Source organism: Tolypothrix sp. FACHB-123 (genome assembly GCF_014697075.1).
Taxonomy (GTDB): domain Bacteria; phylum Cyanobacteriota; class Cyanobacteriia; order Cyanobacteriales; family Nostocaceae; genus Aulosira.
The window spans coordinates 208193-226648 of sequence record NZ_JACJRE010000003.1 but is presented as its reverse complement, the minus strand read 5'-3'; the positions used below and the strand labels follow the sequence as shown (position 1 = coordinate 226648).

General features: G+C 39.3%; 17 protein-coding genes and 1 tRNA gene. 13 read left to right on the top strand and 5 right to left on the bottom strand.

The genetic code is table 11. The features are described from left to right. Window positions 1–500 precede the first annotated feature (500 nt). The gene (locus tag H6G41_RS03575) at window positions 501–1562 is read left to right on the top strand and encodes a THxN family PEP-CTERM protein (RefSeq protein ID WP_206756938.1); all 1062 of its coding nucleotides are present in this window, start codon (window positions 501–503) and stop codon (window positions 1560–1562) included. A 102-nt stretch (window positions 1563–1664) separates the two neighbouring features. Here the strand turns inward: H6G41_RS03575 and H6G41_RS36155 are convergent, their stop codons facing one another. Continuing rightward, on the bottom strand, window positions 1665–2036 hold the full coding sequence (locus tag H6G41_RS36155) for a transposase (RefSeq protein WP_190743757.1): 372 nt from the start codon (window positions 2034–2036) through the stop codon (window positions 1665–1667). Next, a complete protein-coding gene (locus tag H6G41_RS03565) occupies window positions 2002–2727 on the bottom strand; it encodes an IS630 family transposase (protein ID WP_190743657.1) in 726 nt (241 codons plus the stop codon). Before H6G41_RS03565 ends, H6G41_RS36155 begins: the two co-directional genes overlap by 35 nt. Before the next feature lie 163 nt (window positions 2728–2890). Between H6G41_RS03565 and H6G41_RS03560 the strand changes: the two genes are divergently transcribed. Next, window positions 2891–4318 (top strand): AAA-like domain-containing protein, encoded by a 1428-nt coding sequence (locus tag H6G41_RS03560; RefSeq protein ID WP_190743655.1) that lies wholly within the window; start codon window positions 2891–2893, stop codon window positions 4316–4318. 258 nt (window positions 4319–4576) lie between these two features. Here the strand turns inward: H6G41_RS03560 and H6G41_RS03555 are convergent, their stop codons facing one another. Beyond that, on the bottom strand, window positions 4577–5602 hold the full coding sequence (locus H6G41_RS03555; protein ID WP_190743653.1) for an anti-sigma factor antagonist: 1026 nt from the start codon (window positions 5600–5602) through the stop codon (window positions 4577–4579). 219 nt (window positions 5603–5821) lie between these two features. Here H6G41_RS03555 and H6G41_RS03550 point away from each other — a divergent pair, with 219 nt between their 5' ends. After that, window positions 5822–6619: a 7-carboxy-7-deazaguanine synthase QueE gene (locus H6G41_RS03550; RefSeq protein ID WP_190743651.1), complete on the top strand. Its 798-nt coding sequence runs from the start codon at window positions 5822–5824 to the stop codon at window positions 6617–6619. A 91-nt stretch (window positions 6620–6710) separates the two neighbouring features. Here H6G41_RS03550 and H6G41_RS03545 read toward each other — a convergent pair whose 3' ends face one another. Beyond that, window positions 6711–7355: a DUF3318 domain-containing protein gene (locus H6G41_RS03545; protein ID WP_190743649.1), complete on the bottom strand. Its 645-nt coding sequence runs from the start codon at window positions 7353–7355 to the stop codon at window positions 6711–6713. Between the two features lie 76 nt (window positions 7356–7431). After that, complete coding sequence (locus tag H6G41_RS03540; protein WP_190743647.1) at window positions 7432–7989, bottom strand: hypothetical protein; 558 nt, start codon at window positions 7987–7989, stop codon at window positions 7432–7434. Between the two features lie 383 nt (window positions 7990–8372). Here H6G41_RS03540 and H6G41_RS03535 point away from each other — a divergent pair, with 383 nt between their 5' ends. The 10 genes from H6G41_RS03535 to H6G41_RS03490 all read left to right on the top strand — a co-directional run bounded on the left by H6G41_RS03535 (window position 8373) and on the right by H6G41_RS03490 (window position 18379). After that, the gene (locus H6G41_RS03535) at window positions 8373–9440 is read left to right on the top strand and encodes an amino acid ABC transporter substrate-binding protein (protein ID WP_190743645.1); all 1068 of its coding nucleotides are present in this window, start codon (window positions 8373–8375) and stop codon (window positions 9438–9440) included. A gap of 62 nt (window positions 9441–9502) precedes the next feature. Beyond that, window positions 9503–10426, top strand: a complete 924-nt coding sequence (locus tag H6G41_RS03530) for an amino acid ABC transporter permease (RefSeq protein ID WP_190743643.1) — start codon at window positions 9503–9505, stop codon at window positions 10424–10426. Between the two features lie 35 nt (window positions 10427–10461). After that, window positions 10462–11613, top strand: coding sequence for an amino acid ABC transporter permease (locus H6G41_RS03525; protein WP_190743641.1), 1152 nt, complete (start codon window positions 10462–10464; stop codon window positions 11611–11613). A 33-nt stretch (window positions 11614–11646) separates the two neighbouring features. Beyond that, entirely contained in the window at window positions 11647–12387 is a 741-nt protein-coding gene (locus tag H6G41_RS03520) for an amino acid ABC transporter ATP-binding protein (protein WP_190743639.1), read from the top strand. Window positions 12388–12685: 298 nt separating this feature from the next. Continuing rightward, a complete protein-coding gene (locus H6G41_RS03515; RefSeq protein ID WP_190743637.1) occupies window positions 12686–13957 on the top strand; it encodes a glycosyltransferase family 4 protein in 1272 nt (423 codons plus the stop codon). Between the two features lie 524 nt (window positions 13958–14481). Then, window positions 14482–14940 carry a ribosome silencing factor gene (gene rsfS, locus H6G41_RS03510; protein ID WP_190743635.1) on the top strand — a complete coding sequence of 153 codons (459 nt, stop codon included), beginning with the start codon at window positions 14482–14484 and terminating at the stop codon, window positions 14938–14940. Beyond that, window positions 14937–15437 carry a CGLD27 family protein gene (locus H6G41_RS03505; RefSeq protein WP_190743633.1) on the top strand — a complete coding sequence of 167 codons (501 nt, stop codon included), beginning with the start codon at window positions 14937–14939 and terminating at the stop codon, window positions 15435–15437. Before rsfS ends, H6G41_RS03505 begins: the two co-directional genes overlap by 4 nt. A gap of 134 nt (window positions 15438–15571) precedes the next feature. After that, window positions 15572–16525 carry an asparaginase gene (locus tag H6G41_RS03500; protein ID WP_190743631.1) on the top strand — a complete coding sequence of 318 codons (954 nt, stop codon included), beginning with the start codon at window positions 15572–15574 and terminating at the stop codon, window positions 16523–16525. A gap of 48 nt (window positions 16526–16573) precedes the next feature. Next, a tRNA-Met gene (locus H6G41_RS03495) sits at window positions 16574–16650 on the top strand. Window positions 16651–16996: 346 nt separating this feature from the next. After that, on the top strand, window positions 16997–18379 hold the full coding sequence (locus H6G41_RS03490) for a YcjF family protein (protein WP_190743755.1): 1383 nt from the start codon (window positions 16997–16999) through the stop codon (window positions 18377–18379). The last annotated feature ends 77 nt before the right edge of the window (window positions 18380–18456 follow it).

Below are 18456 nucleotides of genomic sequence, written 5' to 3'. Positions count from 1 at the left end.
TATGCATTAAATAAAATTTGTCAAGCTTTTTATTAAAACCTATAAAAAGTTAGCAATAGTTCAATTAAAGACTTGATAAAAACAACTCTTATTTATTTCACTATAGCAAGATACGAACATTTATATATTTACCCTTTTAATCTCCGTTGACATACTGATAACAATAGTTCAAGTTATTAGGGTACAGAAAAAAATTACCGAATTTAGTCTGATAAATAATCAATTAGTATCTAGAGTTTTCCAAAAAAAAGCAGTCCATATAACTATTAGTAGACTCGTTTCTACATCAATATATTCCTGAAGAATTTCCGGCTGCTTTTGAAGCGTACTGCGAGCAATATGCCTCTCTCAAATTGAATAGTTTCCGACAAACTTTCAGATACTTCTTAGTAGTCAGATTCAGCTCTTTTTAGGTTGCTGCAATGTCTATTCAAGAAAGCTATAACAACCATAATTTTTTTTGAGCAAGCATCTCCAGTCTCAAAATTCACCTTTTGTAAATGATTAATTCTATGGCAACCTTCAATACTCTGACAAAGTTTTCCCTTGCGATTACTGCCACCACCGCATTAGGATTTTTGGCTCCATCAGCTAATGCTTTATCCCTAACAGCCTCTTCTTCTGGTACCTGGAGTAATCCAGTTGGTGGAACTAACGTCAAATATCAGGACGTTACAACAGAGATAATACAAACAACAACTAGACAATTAATAGAAGAAGCTAAAAAGGATCAAAGATTCAAAACTCAAAAAACTATTGAAATAGTTGAGGAAATTACAAAAATTGAAACAAATGCAAAAGATGTAAACACAGGTAAGACATATACAACATATACAACAAGTAAACAGACTATAGTTCCAGAGACCCTTATTGGAAAATCAACAAGGATCAATAATAGCGACAATAAAAAAAATAAAGAAGATCTACCAAGAACCATACTCAATGAATTTCCAGTCAATTCAACACTTATTTCCAAAGATACAGAGAACCAAGTACGTTGGGGAGAGGGAAAAAATGGTCAGAGTGGATTAGGATTTGAAGGAGTTAGTGGACTAAATTTAGATCTGAATGAAGTATTTGAAATTGGGACTCTGACACACTATAACAACGTGATCAATGCGGGAACAGCTGCCTCAAAAGTAAATCTTGGACTTAATTTAAACTTTACCGATATTGCATCACAGACTTTCAACTTTAGCTTTAATATTGACGAAACGCTCAACTCCAGCCCATCATGCGCTTATGGGAAAAACAGTCATGGCTGCTCTGATAAAATTACCTTCTCTACTCCAAAGAACGTAAACACCTTCAGTATTGCCGATGTAGAGTATACCTTGCAGATAGTAGGATTTAGTCAATCTCCCAATGGCACCCCTGTAAAAGATTTCATCTCCGAAGAAGGTAAAAGTAACTCAGCTTCCCTTTACGCTAGAATTACCACTGCTCCACCTAAGAGAGTACCTGAGTCTAGTTCTGGGTTAGGTTTAGTTGCTTTTGGTGCTTTAGCTGCTGGTTCTATGCTCAATCAAAGACAAAGATTAAAAGCCACAGCAAAGGTATAGCTTAATACATTTTACTTATTGCCAACCTCTGATGATTACTGCTGTTTTTTCCTTGGGAAGAGACAGCAATTTTTTATTTTGAGCTTCGGAGCTAATACCAATTTAATATGAAGCTGCATAGAAAAGAGCTTCTAAAATAAAGTTATAAGAGGAGATAGACATTACCTGCTTAAATGTTAATTGCTCGAACAATTGTTGTATGCGATCGCGTAAATCTTGCAAAGAAGGAAAAAGCTCATTATGAAGTGATTTTTTGAGAAACTGCCAAAGCCTTTCAATTGGATTAAGTTCAGGAGAATGAGGTGCTTGCAATAGGGGAATAATATTTTCAGGCCAATTGATTGCACAACTTACATGAGCAGGAGCTTGGTCAATTTGTAAAATTGCATAGTCTGAACCTAATTGCTGTGATAGGCAGTCTAAAAATTGTTGAAAATAGTTACCGTTGAGTTTGGGGTAAACTTGAGTGGAAATGTTGTCCTGTTAATGGTTCAATTGCACCATAAATCCAAAAATTTTCCCTCTGCCATTTCACGGATACAGTTGGCTTGACTCCAGAAGCCGTAATTACTTTTCCTGTGAGAGTTTTTAATCCTACCCTCGTTTCATCCTGACACAGGTAATGAACGTTTTTTCCTGACGCTAGATGTTCCTCTAAGCAATTGAGAATAATTCCGAGTTTTTTTTTAAACTCAGATACCAACTTTTCATCCTGCTTATGGCTTTGAGGACGTGGTACTTTTAGTTTTGCCCCTAATCGATATCGAACCCATGCATAAACTGTTGCATACTCGATATCAAGACCTTGCTCAAGCTTTAGCCACTCGACTATTGCACCATAGCTACTAAAACCTTTTCCTGTTTTTAACTCCTCCTCAAGTGCTGCGATCGCTGCTGAGTGAATTTTCCGTTTTGCTCCTGGCGCTTTTTTGATTGACAATAATTCATCTAGCCCACCCGATCTATACTTTTGCAACCACCTTGTCACAGTTGAGGTATCTTTCGCCAAGCGTTCTCCAATTTCTTGCTGCTCCTTAACCTGCTCGCTTTTTATCCACCACAACATTTGTAGTTTTTCTTTCTGACTCCCTAAGTTAGCTGTTTGTAGACGTTTTTTAAGTTCTTCTTCGCTTTCTGCGATTTCAATCTTAAAAGGGCGGCTCATGGTTATTTTAATTTATCGAGTTTGTTTCCTCTATTATATGCAGCTTCATATTAAATTGGTATAAGTTTTCTTAAAACTTAGAAGATTGCGCGCAATTTTCAACCAGTTTACATCCGTATAGATTAGTATAAAATATACTATTTGCTCTGTACCTGAAGTGACTATGAAAGATCTCGCAGGAGGATTAAAATTTGTCGAACAATTAGTTTATGTCAAGACAGGAAAGTCTCTAACGGATATTCAAACCGCTGTCTTGCAAGAATCTTGGGATGGTCAAAGAAAGACTTATAATCAAATTGCTGAAGAATTCCAATATTCTGCAAGTTATATTAAACAAACTGTAGCCCCGCAATTATGGAGACTACTCTCAGACGTTCTAGGGGAAAAAGTCAATAAAACTAATCTTCGAGCCGTTGTAGAAAGGCGGCAAGCAAATCAAAGCTCTACTAGATGTCAAAAACTAATTGCAAGATTGAGAAAGCGACTTGAGCCTTATTATGGCGGGCAGATGCAGTTGATCGCTACGCAAAAGATTGTAGATGCTTCATTAACACAATTAAAAACAGCAACTCATCAAAAAATAGTCGATTTAGAAATACCAAAAGGTTATGTACCTTTAAATTCTACCTTTTATATTGAGCGAGTTCCTAATGAACAGCGATGTTATCAAGAGATAATCAATCCAGGCTCTCTGATTCAGATTAAAGCACCCAAACAGATGGGCAAAACCTCTTTTATGGTTCGGATTCTTGCTCATGCATCTATAGTAGGCTACCAAACTGTCAGCTTAAATTTTTTACAAGCAGATAAAAAAATTTTGACTGATATCAATAAATTATTGCGCTGGATGTGTGCCAATATTACTCACAAACTTAAACTTAAAAACAGGTTAGATGATTACTGGGATGAGGATTTAGGTAGTAAAGCCAACTGTACAATTTATTTACAAGAGTATTTACTATTACAAATCGAAAATCCTCTAGTATTGGCTTTAGATGAAGTCAACCAAATTTTTGATTATCCAGAAATTGCTCAAGACTTCTTATCTCTATTGCGTTCTTGGCATGAGGAAGCTAAAGATAGTGATATATGGAAAAAACTCCGAATATTAGTTAGTAACTCTACAGAAGTTTATATTCCATTAACTATTCATCAATCCCCGTTTCAGGTAGGCTTGTCAGTGCAATTATCCTCATTTAGCTGGGAGCAAGTCCAAGATTTAGCCCAGCGTCATCAACTCAATATCTCAATAGGCGATTTAGCCGAACTCATGTGGCTGGTAGGCGGTCATCCTTATTTACTACGTGTGGCTTTTTACCATCTAGCACACCAAGATTTAACTTGGGAACAACTGATACAAACCGCAGCTTCTGATACAGGAATTTATAGTGAATATCTCCATCAACACTTATGGTATTTACAACAGCATTCAGAACTAGCCACAGCTTTTAAGCAAGTACTAAAAGCAAAAGCACCAATAGAGCTAGAGCAAGTACAGGCTTTTAAGTTACATAGTATGGGGCTGGTGAATATGCGAAATAATCAAGTGATGATAAGTTGTAATTTATATCAGCAATATTTTGGTAGATAGCTATTTTATCAGAATAGATTTTTTTAATTAAAAGGATTAGGCATAACATTTTTTGTCCCTAAATTAAAATTATGCGATACATGAAGTTTTTCAAGGCGACCCAGGCAAGAAAGTAAGAACTTTAAATGCTCAAAGAGAGCGATATAAATATAAAAAAATCTATGCGTTTCAGAAGAAATTCAACCGAGACGCACAGATTAATTTTGTGATTTATGAATTACCAACAAATTTAAAATATTAAAAAATGTAGGTAATTAGCTAAACTGCACCGCTGTTTTTATTAAATAAAATCAATATAGTTTTGATAATAAGCTTCAGATCGTACAGTAGACTCCAATTCTTTTGATACTGCAAATCCAAGCTAATTACATCTTCAAAACTACGTACTTTTGACCTGCCATTTACTTGCCATTCACCTGTCATCCCAGGTTTAACATCTAAACGTTGCCATTCTGGTACTTCATAGCGTTCTACTTCATCAGGTGTAGGGGGTCGAGTACCAACTAAACTCATATCACCTTGAAGAACGTTCCAAAATTGTGGCAATTCGTCGAGACTAGTTCGCCGTAAAAATCGTCCTACTTTTGTCACTCTAGGATCGCTTTCATTTTTAAAAAAAGCACCTTGTACTTGATTTTGTACTTGGGATTTTTTAGCTTCTGCATCCACACACATGGAGCGGAATTTCCAAATTTCAAAACGCTTTCCCATCCAACCACAACGGGTTTGGCTAAAGAAAATGGGGCCGGGATCGTCGATTGTAATAGCAACCGCAATGGGAATCAGCAAAATTCCTGTAATTACTAAACCTACCAATGCTCCCAAAATATCGATCAACCGTTTCATCCAAGATGCTACAGAAGGATGAGTAGTGGGTAACTGTTCAACCTTACGCGTAGAAGATACCTGAGCATTTGGATGATTATGTTGTTCTGTTTGCGGTAAAATATCCGAGGATTCAATAGAAAAAACTCGATCCAATCCTGTGAGGTTGAGGACTGCCATTACCGGAGGAGTTACATTACATAGTATAAATAATACTTGTTTTTCCTTGGCGGTTTTGAAATTACTGACCAGGGCACCTAAACCACTACTATCCATAAAAGTAGTTTGGTGAAAGTCAATAGTGATTTGCTTGATTTGTGCATTTTCCTGGATTAACTCTTGGCAAGTTTGCTTGAATTCTACGCCTTCAAGCACAGTCAATCTGGTAGGTACCTGCACTATTGCTATTTCATTTAAATAAGTAACGAGAAAATCGACCTCTTTAGGTTGGCTAGTCATGAAGCTCTGCACTTTAGTTGTCGTGTAAATGTAAGCTGCCAAACATTAATGTTTTCCTCATGTAATTACCTATCCTCATCTGCAATTAGTAGGAATCAGGACTAATTGTGAGTGAATTGGTAGAGACTGTAGATTGCCTGCGAAGATTCACAATAGAACAAGAGACTTAAAAACACTTGCTGTTGTGAATACACGGCACGATCGCCTTGCTATCATCCCATGACTTCTAAAACTACGGTTAATCCTACTGCACGTCTGATAGAGGTCTTTTCTGCTATTCAAGGGGAAGGACTCAATGTCGGGACAAGGCAGATTTTTATTCGCTTTGCTTTTTGTGATTTACGCTGTCACTTTTGCGATAGCGCCCATACTTGGAATGCACCAGACACATGTAAGATAGAGCAAACCCCAGGCTTACGGGATTTTGAAGTGCATTCTAATCCTGTTTCCCTACCCACTTTATTAAAATGGGTTGAACGGCAAAATCTTCCTTCTCTACACGATAGCATTAGCTTAACTGGGGGCGAACCCCTGCTACATGCTCCTTTTTTGGCTTCATTTCTACCCCAAGTGCGATCGCTCACTAATCTGCCCATATATCTGGAGACCGGAGGTCATCGCCCAGAACAGTTAGCCACGATCCTGCCCTACTTAGATTCCATAGGCATGGATTTTAAGCTACCTAGTGTTAGTGGTGAAAGCTATTGGCAAGAACACGCTCAATGCCTTAAATTAAGTTATGACTCACATTTAAATGTTTTTGTCAAGATAATTGTTTCCCAAAACACAGAGCCAAACGAATTAGAGCGTTCAGCTTTATTAGTGGCAGATGTGAGTCCTGAGATCCCGGTTTTTTTACAACCTGTCACACCTTTAGCTGACTTTGAAAAATTGGCAAAAAAACCTATACTAGCCCCTTATCCTGAACAGGTTTTGAAGTGGCAAGCTCTAATGAAAAAGTTTGTGCAGCACGTCCGTGTTGTGCCGCAAACTCATAAATTGTTGAATCAATTGTAAAAGGGCATGGGGCATTGGGCATTTGTCACCCTCATTCCCCTTTCCTGCTCCCTAGTTGTTTGTGTAACTAAGGAGCGGGTGAAACCACAGATTAAAATCCACCTTCATCTACAGGTCTAGATTTAGTTTTTGCTTTATTAGCACTGCGTTTGAGGGCAGAAAGTCGTGCTTCATATTTTGAGCGCTGGCGCTTGCTAGCGGTGCTGTCAATCAAGGTTTTTAAAGCACTACCCAAACTTTTGTAAGCATTAGGGAGACTGTAACCAAAGCGCGTTGCCAGTGCGATCGCTTTTTCATCAGCATCAACCAATTCTTTTAGTTGCTTTTCACCGTTATTTTTTTGGTATAAACGCCAACCGGAAACACCGCAAAGTGCTAATGCTAAAACTAGTAACAATCCATCCTGTACCCACAACTCACCAACAGCACCACCTAAACCGATAGCTAATGCTGCCATTTCCCAACCATCTTTGGGAATTGTGTCATTTTGAATGCGGGCGACTTCGTGCCAAAACAGCAGATTACGCTGATCCATAGCCAGACTATCCCATTTCACCAAGTCAATTTGAATTTCTACTTGGTCTTTACCAATTTCTTCGCTACGGATCAGGGGTGGATTGACCTCAGTTGTGCCTTCAACAGTGACCCAGCTCTGCAATTCTGGCGGTAGTAAGCCTTTTAAACGCCGAAGTTCACTCATTTCTGCTTTGGCAGAGGAGGTTGCATAGGATGTCATAAAATCCAGCCCTAGAAAATTCAGTATATAGTGAGGGTATCACTTTGGAGTATAGCTATTTCAGTGATAATCCGCCTCACTCGCTGGGAAAACTTCCCCGCTTTTTCCTGGCTTCCATTGCTTTTTCGAGGATTTCTAGCAATCCTGGAGCCTCTTCTTGAATACTCAGTAAAAGTCTTTCACCAAGTTCTATATTGCCTGGGTCTTGACCTGTTTCCATGACCTCTTTCAGCCGTGGCATGGCAATGCTATCAACAATTTGAATTAATCCGCTTAAACAACGGTTAAATTGTTTCTCTGTGAGGATTGAGTCTTCTAGGGGAAACTCGATAATCGCACGGATTTCGCCATCAGATGGGTCATACTCCCATTGCAGCATTTTGGTTTCCCAAGAAATCGCCAACATGGTTTGTAGAATAGCTCCCTTATGAGGATGCTCTTGAACTCCTGCCAGAACTTGAGGCGCAAACACCCGAAAAAACTTGCCTTCCTCATCCAATTGCACAACTATCAGGAAGTCTTCTAGGTTATCAGCTTCCACACCTGTGATAATCCGATCTTCTTCGTCATCAACACGATAGTCCCAACCAAGGTTGTCTAAGTATTTAGCAATCTGTTTCAGATGAGCTCCCATAATAGCCTCATAAGGAACGGTGGAGCAGCTGTTACCAAACCTAGTTTAACCTGCTAGTGACAGATTCCTAAGTTAGTACAGTTACTTTTGCTTTCCTAAAAGTATGCAATCCACCTTTTATTTATTAGCTAATTGATGCTGAGTAGAAGTACAACTTTATAGCTTTTTAGACATAGTTAAATAATTATTTTTTTTATATCAAAAGCCACTTAATACTGCTTTTGATGAGTTTAAATTTTAGATTTTTTATCAAAAAATATTTTTGTATTAGCTAAATTTTTAATACAGGATACCAAAAAGTTTTATATTACAAACATCTACTTGGTTTAACCAAAAAATTGTAGTAGTAAACACATTTTATCATGTAAATGTCCACAAATTTTATGGGTAAATCGACTTTAATTTTAGCGATCGCACCTCTCATCTTTGCCATCAGTGCTTGTGGTGGCGGCTCAGAAAATCCAAAAGACACAACTAGTAGCCAAACAGCACCAACAGTTAAAAATCGCTGGGATACGGTAAAAAACCGTGGTCAGTTAATTTGTGGTGTTAGTGGCGAAGTTCCGGGGTTTAGTTTTGTCGGAACTGATGGAAAATACAGCGGAATTGACGTTGATGTCTGTCGCGCTGTAGCAGCAGCTTTATTTGACAACCCAGATGCAGTGGAATTTCGCAATCTCAGCGCTAAAGAACGGTTTACAGCTTTACAAACTGGGGAAGTAGATATTCTCAGCCGCAACACCACATGGACGCTGAGTCGCACAACCTCAGTTGGTTTGGAATTTGCACCTGTGGTTTTTTATGATGGTCAAGCGATTATGGTACGCAAAAGTAGCGGTGTAAAATCCTTGGCTGAATTGAAAGATAAGGCTATCTGCGTGCAAACTGGAACGACTACTGAACAAAACTTAGCCGACCAAATGCGCAAACGGGGTATTACTTACAAACCTGTGGTGTTTGAGGATGTAAACATTACCTTTGCGACCTATGCACAAGGACGTTGTGACGGAATTACAGCCGATCGCTCTGCGTTAGTGGCGCGGCGATCGCTTCTACCCAAACCAGAAGACAATGTAATTCTAGATGAAGCCATTTCTTCCGAACCATTAGCACCAGCAGTCGCAAAAGGTGATACTAAATGGGCGGATACTGTCAAGTGGGTAGTTTATTCCTTAGTTAAAGCCGAAGAATTAGGGATTAATTCTCAAAATCTGGGACAATTTGCCACTACTAGCGATCCAGATATCAAAAGATTTTTAGGAACAGAAGGTAACCTCGGTGAGAGTCTTGGGTTAACCAACGACTTTGCAGCCAGAATCATCAAGCATGTTGGTAACTATAGCGAAGTTTACGATCGCAATCTCGGTTCCAAGACCAAACTCAATCTAGCCCGTGGTCAAAATCAACTGTGGTCAAAAGGCGGATTACTCTATTCTCCACCCTTCCGTTGATGAGATAAGAGCATAGATGAAGCATAAAAGACAACTGACCACTGATAACTGACCACTAACCAATGACAAATTTCAAATTATTGTGGCGCGATCGCCGCTTTTGGCGGATTTCAGGACAGTTTATCACTGTATTTTTAACAGCAGTTCTAGTCACAATACTGTGGAGCAACCTGAACCGCAATTTACAGCAACTAGGTATTCAGTTTGGTTTTAATTTTCTTAAACAGCAAGCATCTTTTGATATTGGTGAAACTCTAATTACCTATAAACCAACTGACACCTATAGTCGCGCCTTGTGGGTAGGATTGATTAACTCATTACGAATAGCAATTATCGGTATTTTTCTCACAACAATTGTAGGAGTCAGTGCAGGAATTGCTCGACTCTCTGATAACTGGCTAGTCAGGAATATTAGCCTAGTTTACGTAGAAATTTTCCGCAATACTCCTTTACTACTGCAATTACTATTTTGGTACTTTGCGGTTTTCCTTGGTTTTCCCAAAGTGGAAAATAAAATTTCTCTCTGGGGATTAATTTATCTGAGTCAAAATGGTGCAGAATTTCCTTGGTTTACTTTATCTCCAGAGTTTTCTGCTTTACTACTGGGTTTAACTTTCTATACAGGTGCATTTATTGCCGAAATTGTCCGTGCGGGAATTCAATCAGTATCTAAAGGACAATGGGAAGCTGCGCGATCGCTTGGTTTAAAACCAGGGTTAGTCATGCGGTTGGTGGTTTTTCCCCAAGCCTTGCGGGTAATCATCCCACCCCTAAGCAGCCAATATCTTAACTTAACCAAAAATTCCAGTTTAGCGATCGCCATTGGCTACCCCGATATTTATTTTGTCGCCTCCACCACCTTTAACCAAACCGGGCGGGCGGTAGAAGTTATGTTACTGATTATGCTTACCTATCTCACCCTCAGTTTGAGTATTTCCGTAGTTATGAATTTATTCAACCGCATGGTACAAATTCAAGAGAGATAACTGACAAATGACAAATTACCAATGACAAATTACCAATGACAAATTCTCAATTATTGTGGCTGCGTAAAAATCTTTTTAATACTTGGTACAACAGCTTACTAACTATTATCTGTATAACCTTCCTAATTTGGTTAGCCAAAAGCATTATTATTTGGACAACTACCCAAGCACAATGGGCAGTAGTTCAAGTTAATTTACGTTTATTTTTAGTAGGTAGATTTCCCCAATCTTTATATTGGCGAATTTGGATTGTGTTGACGATCACCTCGACTTTAACTGCAATAACATGGGGTGTTTTTTCTAGTAAATATAATTTGACCAAGCTGAAAATTGCAGTTTCTACTTTCATTATTACTGGGATTTTAATGGTTTTGCCAGGGTATTTGATATCCCGACTTTGGTTGCTATTAATTGCTATTTTTTTAGCTGTCGGATTCGGAGTAGGCAGAAAATTTCCTAAAATAATATCACCTTGGCTTTCCTTAACATGGTTATTATCTTTTAGTCTAATTCTCTGGTTAATTGGTGGTGGATTAGGCTGGCAATCTGTATCTACAAATTCGTGGAATGGTTTGCTACTTACTTTGTTAATGGCAGCAGTTAGTATTGTTCTTTCCTTCCCTATTGGAGTTTTATTAGCTTTAGGACGTACTAGCAATTTACCAATCATTCGTTGGTTTTCTATTCTCTATATTGAAATAATTAGAGGATTACCCTTGATTGGAATTTTGTTCCTAGCCCAGGTAATGGTGCCATTATTTTTACCAGTTGATTTACGTTTAGATCGAGTAGTGCGCGCAATTACTGGACTCGTTTTATTTAGCGCTGCTTATATGGCAGAAAACGTGCGTGGTGGATTACAGGCTGTCTCCCGCGGACAAGTAGAAGCAGCAAAAGCACTAGGATTTAATTCTCTATTAGTAATTATATTAATTGTATTACCACAAGCTTTACGTGCTGTAATCCCAGCAATAGTTGGTCAATTTATCGGGTTATTTAAGGATACATCCCTTTTATCTTTAGTAGGATTAGTAGAACTTACGGGAATTTCTCGTTCAATTTTGGCACAACCTCAGTTTATTGGCAGATATGCAGAAGTGTATCTCTTTATTGGCTCGATTTATTGGGTATTTTGTTACTCGATGTCTCTAGCTTCTCGGAGGTTAGAAAAAAAACTAAGTCAATAGTCAGTGATAATTAATTATTGAAAGCGAATGATTATGGCAGAATTAAATCCAATTATTGTTGCAGAAGATGTTCATAAATGGTATGGACAATTTCACGTTTTACAAGGTGTGAGCTTGACAGTAAATCGTGGAGAAGTCGTTGTATTAATGGGGCCTTCTGGTTCAGGGAAATCTACTTTTATCCGCACATTTAATGCTTTAGAAGAATATCAAAAAGGCAGAATTACTATAGATGGTATTATCCTCAGCAATGATTTGCGCAATATCGACGCAATTCGCAAAGAAGTGGGAATGGTATTTCAACAATTTAATTTATTTCCCCATTTAACAGTACTGGACAATATTACTTTAGCTCCCATTTGGGTGCGTCGGTGGACGAAGGCGAAAGCACAGGAGTTGGCGATGCAGCTGCTAGAAAGAGTGGGAATTTTAGAACAAGCACATAAATATCCGGGACAGTTATCTGGCGGACAGCAACAGCGGGTAGCGATCGCCCGTGCTTTAGCTATGCAACCTAAAATTATGCTATTTGATGAACCTACCTCAGCTTTAGATCCCGAAATGGTGAGAGAAGTTTTAGATGTCATGCGCAGTCTGGCTCGTGACGGTATGACAATGGTTGTAGTAACTCATGAAGTCGGATTTGCCCGTGAAGTTGCTGATAGGGTAATCCTTATGGATAGTGGTTCCCTCATTGAGTCAGGGACACCAGACTCATTTTTCAACAAACCTCAACAAGAGCGAACTCGCAAGTTTTTATCCCAAATTCTCTAATTCTCGATATTTAATATGAGAAACTTACTCTTTTGTCATGTAAATTTCAAGAAAAGAAAAATATTCTACTTAAGTAATATCACCTTCAATTAAGCATAATTATCGATTCGATTAATTACCGTTTGATTAACTTCTACTTAAGTAGGTTTTGTTTAAATTTACTTAATCTTCAAGAAAAAATCAATGACAGACAAACAGACTAAAGGGAGAATGAATTAGGGTGTGTCAGAAGTTCAAAAAATCTTGGGAATAAATATTGTTTTTCAATAAAAAACCAGATAACTCTGACTAATTTGTTATGCGGATTTTGATTTACTCCTACAACTACTATCCAGAACCTATTGGTATTGCCCCGCTAATGACGGAATTGGCAGAGGGACTGGTGAAACGGGGACATCAGGTGCGTGTTGTTACAGCTATGCCCAACTACCCTGAACGTCAAATCTACTTAAAATATCGGGGTAAGCTGTATCTTACAGAATACAAAAATGGAGTGGAAATTCAGCGCAGTTTTGTTTGGATTCGTCCAGAGCCAAACCTGCTCGATCGGATATTGTTAGATGCTAGTTTTGTCGTCACCAGTTTTGTACCTGCGCTGTTGGGCTGGCGACCAGATGTAATTATTTCCACGTCACCATCATTACCTGTTTGCTTACCTGCTTCTCTTTTAGGGTGGTTATATAACTGTCCTGTGATTTTAAATCTGCAAGATATTTTACCAGAAGCAGCTATTCACTTAGGCATACTCAAAAACAAATTATTAATCAAGCTGTTTACGCATTTAGAGAAGTTTGCTTATCACAGCGCTACTAAAATTAGCGTGATTGCTGATGGATTTGTCGAAAATTTACTCCATAAAGGTGTACCATCTCACAAAATTGTCCAAATTCCTAACTGGGTTGATGTGAATTTTATTCGTCCTTTACCCAAAGAAAATAATCAATTCCGCGCTACACATAATCTTCAAGACAAATTTGTCGTTCTCTATTCGGGAAATATTGCTCTCACCCAAGGCTTAGAAACAGTTGTGAAAGCTGCTGCTATGTTACGACATATTCCTGAGATTGTTTTTGCGATCGCTGGGGAAGCTAAAGGATTACACAGACTGCAACAAGAATGTCTCAATTATGGTGCAGATAATGTTTTACTACTGCCTTTTCAGCCGCGAGAAAAGTTACCACAGATGTTAGCCGCTGCGGATGTTGGTTTAGTGGTGCAAAAGAAAAATGTTATATCTTTCAATATGCCTTCAAAAATTCAAGTACTACTTGCTAGTGGGCGGGCATTAATTGCCTCTGTACCTGAAAATGGTACGGCCGCTAGAGCTATTAAGCAAAGTGGTGGTGGCTTTGTAGTTCCTCCAGAAAATCATCAAGCTTTGGCAAATGCAATTTTGGATTTGTACAACAATCCAGAAAAAGTTAAAAATTTTGGTTATAAAAGTCGTCAATATGCTGTTGAACAATATGCATTTGAGCAAGCTTTAAATAACTATGAATCCTTATGTGAATCTCTCCAGGTAGACGATCCAGTAATTAACTCATCAAAAATATCGAACCAAGAAGTTTAAGGTTGCAATATTAGCATGTAGCGGTAGTAATTATCAGGGCAAAAACTGGTTATCTGGTGATATCTACATTGAGGTTGTCAATAGTCCATAGTCAATTGACTATGGACTATTGACAACTTTTACTTTTATTGATTTTGCCCGTTCCTTTGTACTTAGTATAATTTCCTTACGCTGTATTCTTCTGAGAAAAGAACTTGGAGCAGCTATGTAGTTTTTGATGTAACACAAATTGTATTATATAATTTAATTTACAACTAATTACTTGTAGCATTAGCTCGCTTAGCAACTAACCATCTTGAGTCTGAGCAAAATTATCACAAGGTATATAGCCCATGTATTTGTTGCCTGGCTTGGTTTATAGACCTTTAGCTAACTCAGCAAAACATGGCTGCTGATTGATTTTCAAATCCAAACATACCTTTTTTTTGTTAGTATGCAAAAAAACAATTTAAACAACTACAAGTTTATTGGTTGTGGAAAATTGTAAAAAAATGTAACAAAAGGCATAAAGCACCTGAGGTTTAATGTCTGAATTTTTCCAAGGAGACTTCCCTATACAATCCGTATCTTTGAAAAAGAGTGCGATCGCTAGCCCACAGTCCGAAACCGACGAAGCGAGAAAATTAGCAATAGCCGTGGCCGAAGCTGGATCAGACCGCAAAGCTGGGGAAATTTTATTGCTAAGAGTAGGAGATGTATCATACTTAGCAGATTATTTTGTGGTGATGACGGGCTATTCTCGAGTCCAAGTGAGAGCGATCGCTGAAGCTATAGAAGACAAAGTAGGAACTGACTTGCAACGACACCCTTTGCGGACTGCGGGTAAAGCTGAAGGGAGTTGGGTATTGCACGATTATGGCGAAGTGATTGTCCACATCATGATGCCCAAGGAGCGGGAGTTTTATAATTTAGAAGCATTCTGGTCTCATGCTGAACGTTTAGAACTTCCAATAGCCGATGACGGTGGAGGTAAGCCAACATGATAAGATCCTCGGTTTCTAATTGCCCAGTTCCGACTGAACAACAACCACTCAATGAGTACGAACAATTAAGAACATCTTGGCTATTTCGTGATTGTGCCCTAAATTGGCGGGAACATATCACGAAAATGCTCATGCTTTGGAGTTTATCCTGGATACTAGCGGGCCCGGTAGCCGCAGCCAGTTTTCCACCACATAAGCAGATTGGCCAATTTATTCTTTGTGGTGCAGCAGGTGCAAGTATTGGCATAATTCTCCTCCTAGTACGTTTGTACTTAGGATGGTATTATGTGAGCGATCGCCTAATGAGCCGCACAGTATTTTATGAAGAGTCTGGATGGTATGACGGTCAAACTTGGATCAAACCAGAGGAAATATTAAACCGCGATCGCTTAATTGCCACCTACGAAATTAAACCCATTCTCCGTCGCTTGCAACTGACTTTTGCTGGCTTGGCAGGAATGTTTGTTGTTGGTAGTATAGTTTGGCATTTGTTATAACTCGTCACTAGTCAACAGTCAATAGTCAATAGTCAGCAGTCACAAGACAACTGACAACTGACAATTGACAAACTGACAACTGACAAATAACAAACAAATCATAAAAAATAACAATAAGAGATAAATTTTAGCCCATGACAATGGGAAAACGAACTCAAGCCGCAGCCTTGGAAGTCAGGTTGCTCCGGGAAGGAATTATTGAATCGAGGCATATAGTCCAAGCTGTTGTCTGCGACGAACGGGGACGGGTTTTATCTGTTGCGGGGAATGCGGAAACTGCTGCATTTGTCCGTTCGGCACTTAAACCATTTCAAGCCCTTGCAGTCACATCTACAGGTACCCTAGAACGTTACGACCTCAGCGATCGCGACTTAGCGATTATCACTAGTTCCCACAAAGCTAGCATAGAGCAAGTCAGACAGGTATTTAATATCCTATGGCGGGCAGATCTTGACCCCAGTAGCCTCCAATGTCCGATTCCCGAAGGCAAGCGGAGTCCTCTAGAATACAATTGCTCAGGGAAACATGCGGGAATGTTAGCCGTCTGTCAGCAACGTCACTGGCCTTTGAATAATTACTTAGAACGCAAACACCCAGTTCAACAGCTAATTCTTAGTAAAGTAGCAGAATTGCTGCGAATGCCATCTGAGGAATTTATCGGGGTTCATGATGACTGTGGCGCACCCACTTACTTGATGCAACTCGGACAGATGGGTTCGCTTTATGCCTTGCTAGCCTCCGGGAAAACTTTAGATATGGAGCGGATTGTCCGGGCGATGACCCATCACCCAACAATGGTAGCGGGAGACGGGGAATTTGATACGGAACTCATGCGCTTAACTCCTGGGGAATTGGTAAGTAAAGCTGGTGCAGAAGGTGTACAGTGCATTGGGCGATTGGGGGAAGGCATGGGATTGGCAATTAAAGTTATGGATGGAGCCAAGCGGGCAAAATACGCAGTTGCTATTCACTTGCTTCAGCAGATGGGCTGGATTACTCCCAGCGTTGCTGAAAGCCTAGCTGAGAAGTTCATGATTTTAGGAAAATACAAGCGTTTAGAAGTTGTTGGAGAATTATCGCTTTTATAGTTGCCAAAATCTAAACTTTAGGTTTATACTAAAGAGGTGAAGAAGCGACGCGGGATAGAGCAGCCTGGTAGCTCGTCGGGCTCATAACCCGAAGGTCAGTGGTTCAAATCCACTTCCCGCCACCAAATAAAAAAGAAATGAATCCCTGCAAGCAGCAAGTTTGCAGGGATTTGTTTTATTCTGGAGTAGAAGCCGCCAATTAATTTTGGATTTTAGATTGCGGATTTGGGATTGACCCCGACAACACTTCAACAAGCTCACTTACCCATAACTACTTAGCTTAGGTATTTTAATTTTTAATTTTGGAGCTTTTCGCCGCAGGGTTAGGCCATAAACCGGAATAATTTTTAATCTAAAATCTAAAATCTAAAATCTAAAATTGGCATAGTCAAAAAAGTGCGGAGAGTAACGGTTGTGAAGTTACAACGACCAATTTTAGTGGGAGGATTGGGACTGTCCTTTTCTCTGTGGATGTTAGATAGTTGGCACGATTCTATAGTGCAAGTTAGCGAGTTTGGTTTATTGAGTGCTTTAGCAATTGGTGGGGGATTGTGGTTATTCCAAAAAAATCGCCCGCAAGCTAGCGTGGAGCAATTTGATATTAAGCTTGTAGAAAGAGCCGATGTAGAAAATGCGATCGCTCAAGCTGAAGTCGTAATTAACCAACTGGTACATGAATCAGAAAATCATCCAGCTATAGGGTACCTACGAGAACAAGTTAACCAATTACTCTTAGATTTAGATCGCCAAGAAATTAAACTAGCTGTTACTGGTGGTAAATCGGTGGGTAAAACCACCTTGATAGAAGTTTTAAAGTCTAACTGGCAAGCAACAATCAAGCAGAAATTTAGCTTCTATGAGACAGCACCATTATTTATCAAAGCTAGCGATAATTCAGAAACCGATGTTGTCACAGAAGTAGAGACATCTGATTTTGTTCTGTTTCTCACCAACGGTGACTTAACAGATTCGGAATTTCAGACTTTACAGCAGCTAAAAGCAGCCAATCAACCTGTAATGTTGGTTTTCAACAAGCAAGACCAATATTTACCAGATGAACGTGCTAGTATCTTGCTGTCATTACAACAACGGATACAAGGAAATTTAGTTGCAACAGCTGCGTCTCCCCTGGCTATCAAAGTCAGGAAGCATGAGACTGACGGTTCTGTACAAGAGTGGTTAGAACAACCAGCAGCAGATATCCAGCAGTTAACACAGCAACTCAGCGAAATTGTGACTCAGCAAGCTCAGAAGTTAGTTTGGGCGACAACATGGAGAAAAGCTAAGTTACTCAAAGCTGAGGCGAAAAACTGGGTAAATGGAGTCAGACGCGATCGCGCTACCCCAACTATAGAACAATATCAGTGGATAGCTGCGGCTGCGGCTTTTGCTAACCCAGTCCCCGCACTTGATGTTTTAGCCACTGCGGCGATTAATGCCCAAATGGTAATGGATTTGGGTAATATTTATCAGCAGAAATTCTCTTTGGAACAGGCGCAAACTGTAGCTGGAACAATGGGAAGTTTGATGCTGAAACTGGGTTTAGTCGAACTTTCCACAAAAGCTGTGAGTACTGTACTCAAAAGTAACGCCGTCACCTTTGTTGCTGGTGGTGTAGTACAGGGAGTCAGCGCAGCTTATCTCACCAGAGTAGCTGGGTTAAGTTTAGTAGAGTATTTCCAACAACAAGAAATAGCTTTAGATTCGGGTAATAACTTGAATTTAGAGAAATTGCGGCAAACTTTACAAAATGTCTTCCAGCAAAATCAGCAGATGGCTTTTCTGCAAGGTTTTGTTAAGCAAGGTGTTAAGCGTTTGTTACCGGAAGTTGCTGTTGAGAAGGCTGTCGGATAATTTCACGCAAAGGCGCAAAGTTATTCTGAGCGTCTTTGCGTGCAAACTATGTTTACTAATTATTAAATATTTGCGGC

What these genes read in the sequence shown, in the direction of transcription:
- H6G41_RS03575 (WP_206756938.1), top strand. Translation starts at nt 501, where the DNA reads ATGATTAATTCTATGGCAACCTTCAATACTCTGACAAAGTTTTCCCTT.
- H6G41_RS03565 (WP_190743657.1), bottom strand. Translation starts at nt 2,727, where the DNA reads ATGAGCCGCCCTTTTAAGATTGAAATCGCAGAAAGCGAAGAAGAACTT.
- H6G41_RS03560 (WP_190743655.1), top strand. Translation starts at nt 2,891, where the DNA reads ATGAAAGATCTCGCAGGAGGATTAAAATTTGTCGAACAATTAGTTTAT.
- H6G41_RS03555 (WP_190743653.1), bottom strand. Translation starts at nt 5,602, where the DNA reads ATGACTAGCCAACCTAAAGAGGTCGATTTTCTCGTTACTTATTTAAAT.
- H6G41_RS03550 (WP_190743651.1), top strand. Translation starts at nt 5,822, where the DNA reads ATGACTTCTAAAACTACGGTTAATCCTACTGCACGTCTGATAGAGGTC.
- H6G41_RS03545 (WP_190743649.1), bottom strand. Translation starts at nt 7,355, where the DNA reads ATGACATCCTATGCAACCTCCTCTGCCAAAGCAGAAATGAGTGAACTT.
- H6G41_RS03540 (WP_190743647.1), bottom strand. Translation starts at nt 7,989, where the DNA reads ATGGGAGCTCATCTGAAACAGATTGCTAAATACTTAGACAACCTTGGT.
- H6G41_RS03535 (WP_190743645.1), top strand. Translation starts at nt 8,373, where the DNA reads ATGGGTAAATCGACTTTAATTTTAGCGATCGCACCTCTCATCTTTGCC.
- H6G41_RS03530 (WP_190743643.1), top strand. Translation starts at nt 9,503, where the DNA reads ATGACAAATTTCAAATTATTGTGGCGCGATCGCCGCTTTTGGCGGATT.
- H6G41_RS03525 (WP_190743641.1), top strand. Translation starts at nt 10,462, where the DNA reads ATGACAAATTCTCAATTATTGTGGCTGCGTAAAAATCTTTTTAATACT.
- H6G41_RS03520 (WP_190743639.1), top strand. Translation starts at nt 11,647, where the DNA reads ATGGCAGAATTAAATCCAATTATTGTTGCAGAAGATGTTCATAAATGG.
- H6G41_RS03515 (WP_190743637.1), top strand. Translation starts at nt 12,686, where the DNA reads ATGCGGATTTTGATTTACTCCTACAACTACTATCCAGAACCTATTGGT.
- rsfS (WP_190743635.1), top strand. Translation starts at nt 14,482, where the DNA reads ATGTCTGAATTTTTCCAAGGAGACTTCCCTATACAATCCGTATCTTTG.
- H6G41_RS03505 (WP_190743633.1), top strand. Translation starts at nt 14,937, where the DNA reads ATGATAAGATCCTCGGTTTCTAATTGCCCAGTTCCGACTGAACAACAA.
- H6G41_RS03500 (WP_190743631.1), top strand. Translation starts at nt 15,572, where the DNA reads ATGACAATGGGAAAACGAACTCAAGCCGCAGCCTTGGAAGTCAGGTTG.
- H6G41_RS03490 (WP_190743755.1), top strand. Translation starts at nt 16,997, where the DNA reads ATGTTAGATAGTTGGCACGATTCTATAGTGCAAGTTAGCGAGTTTGGT.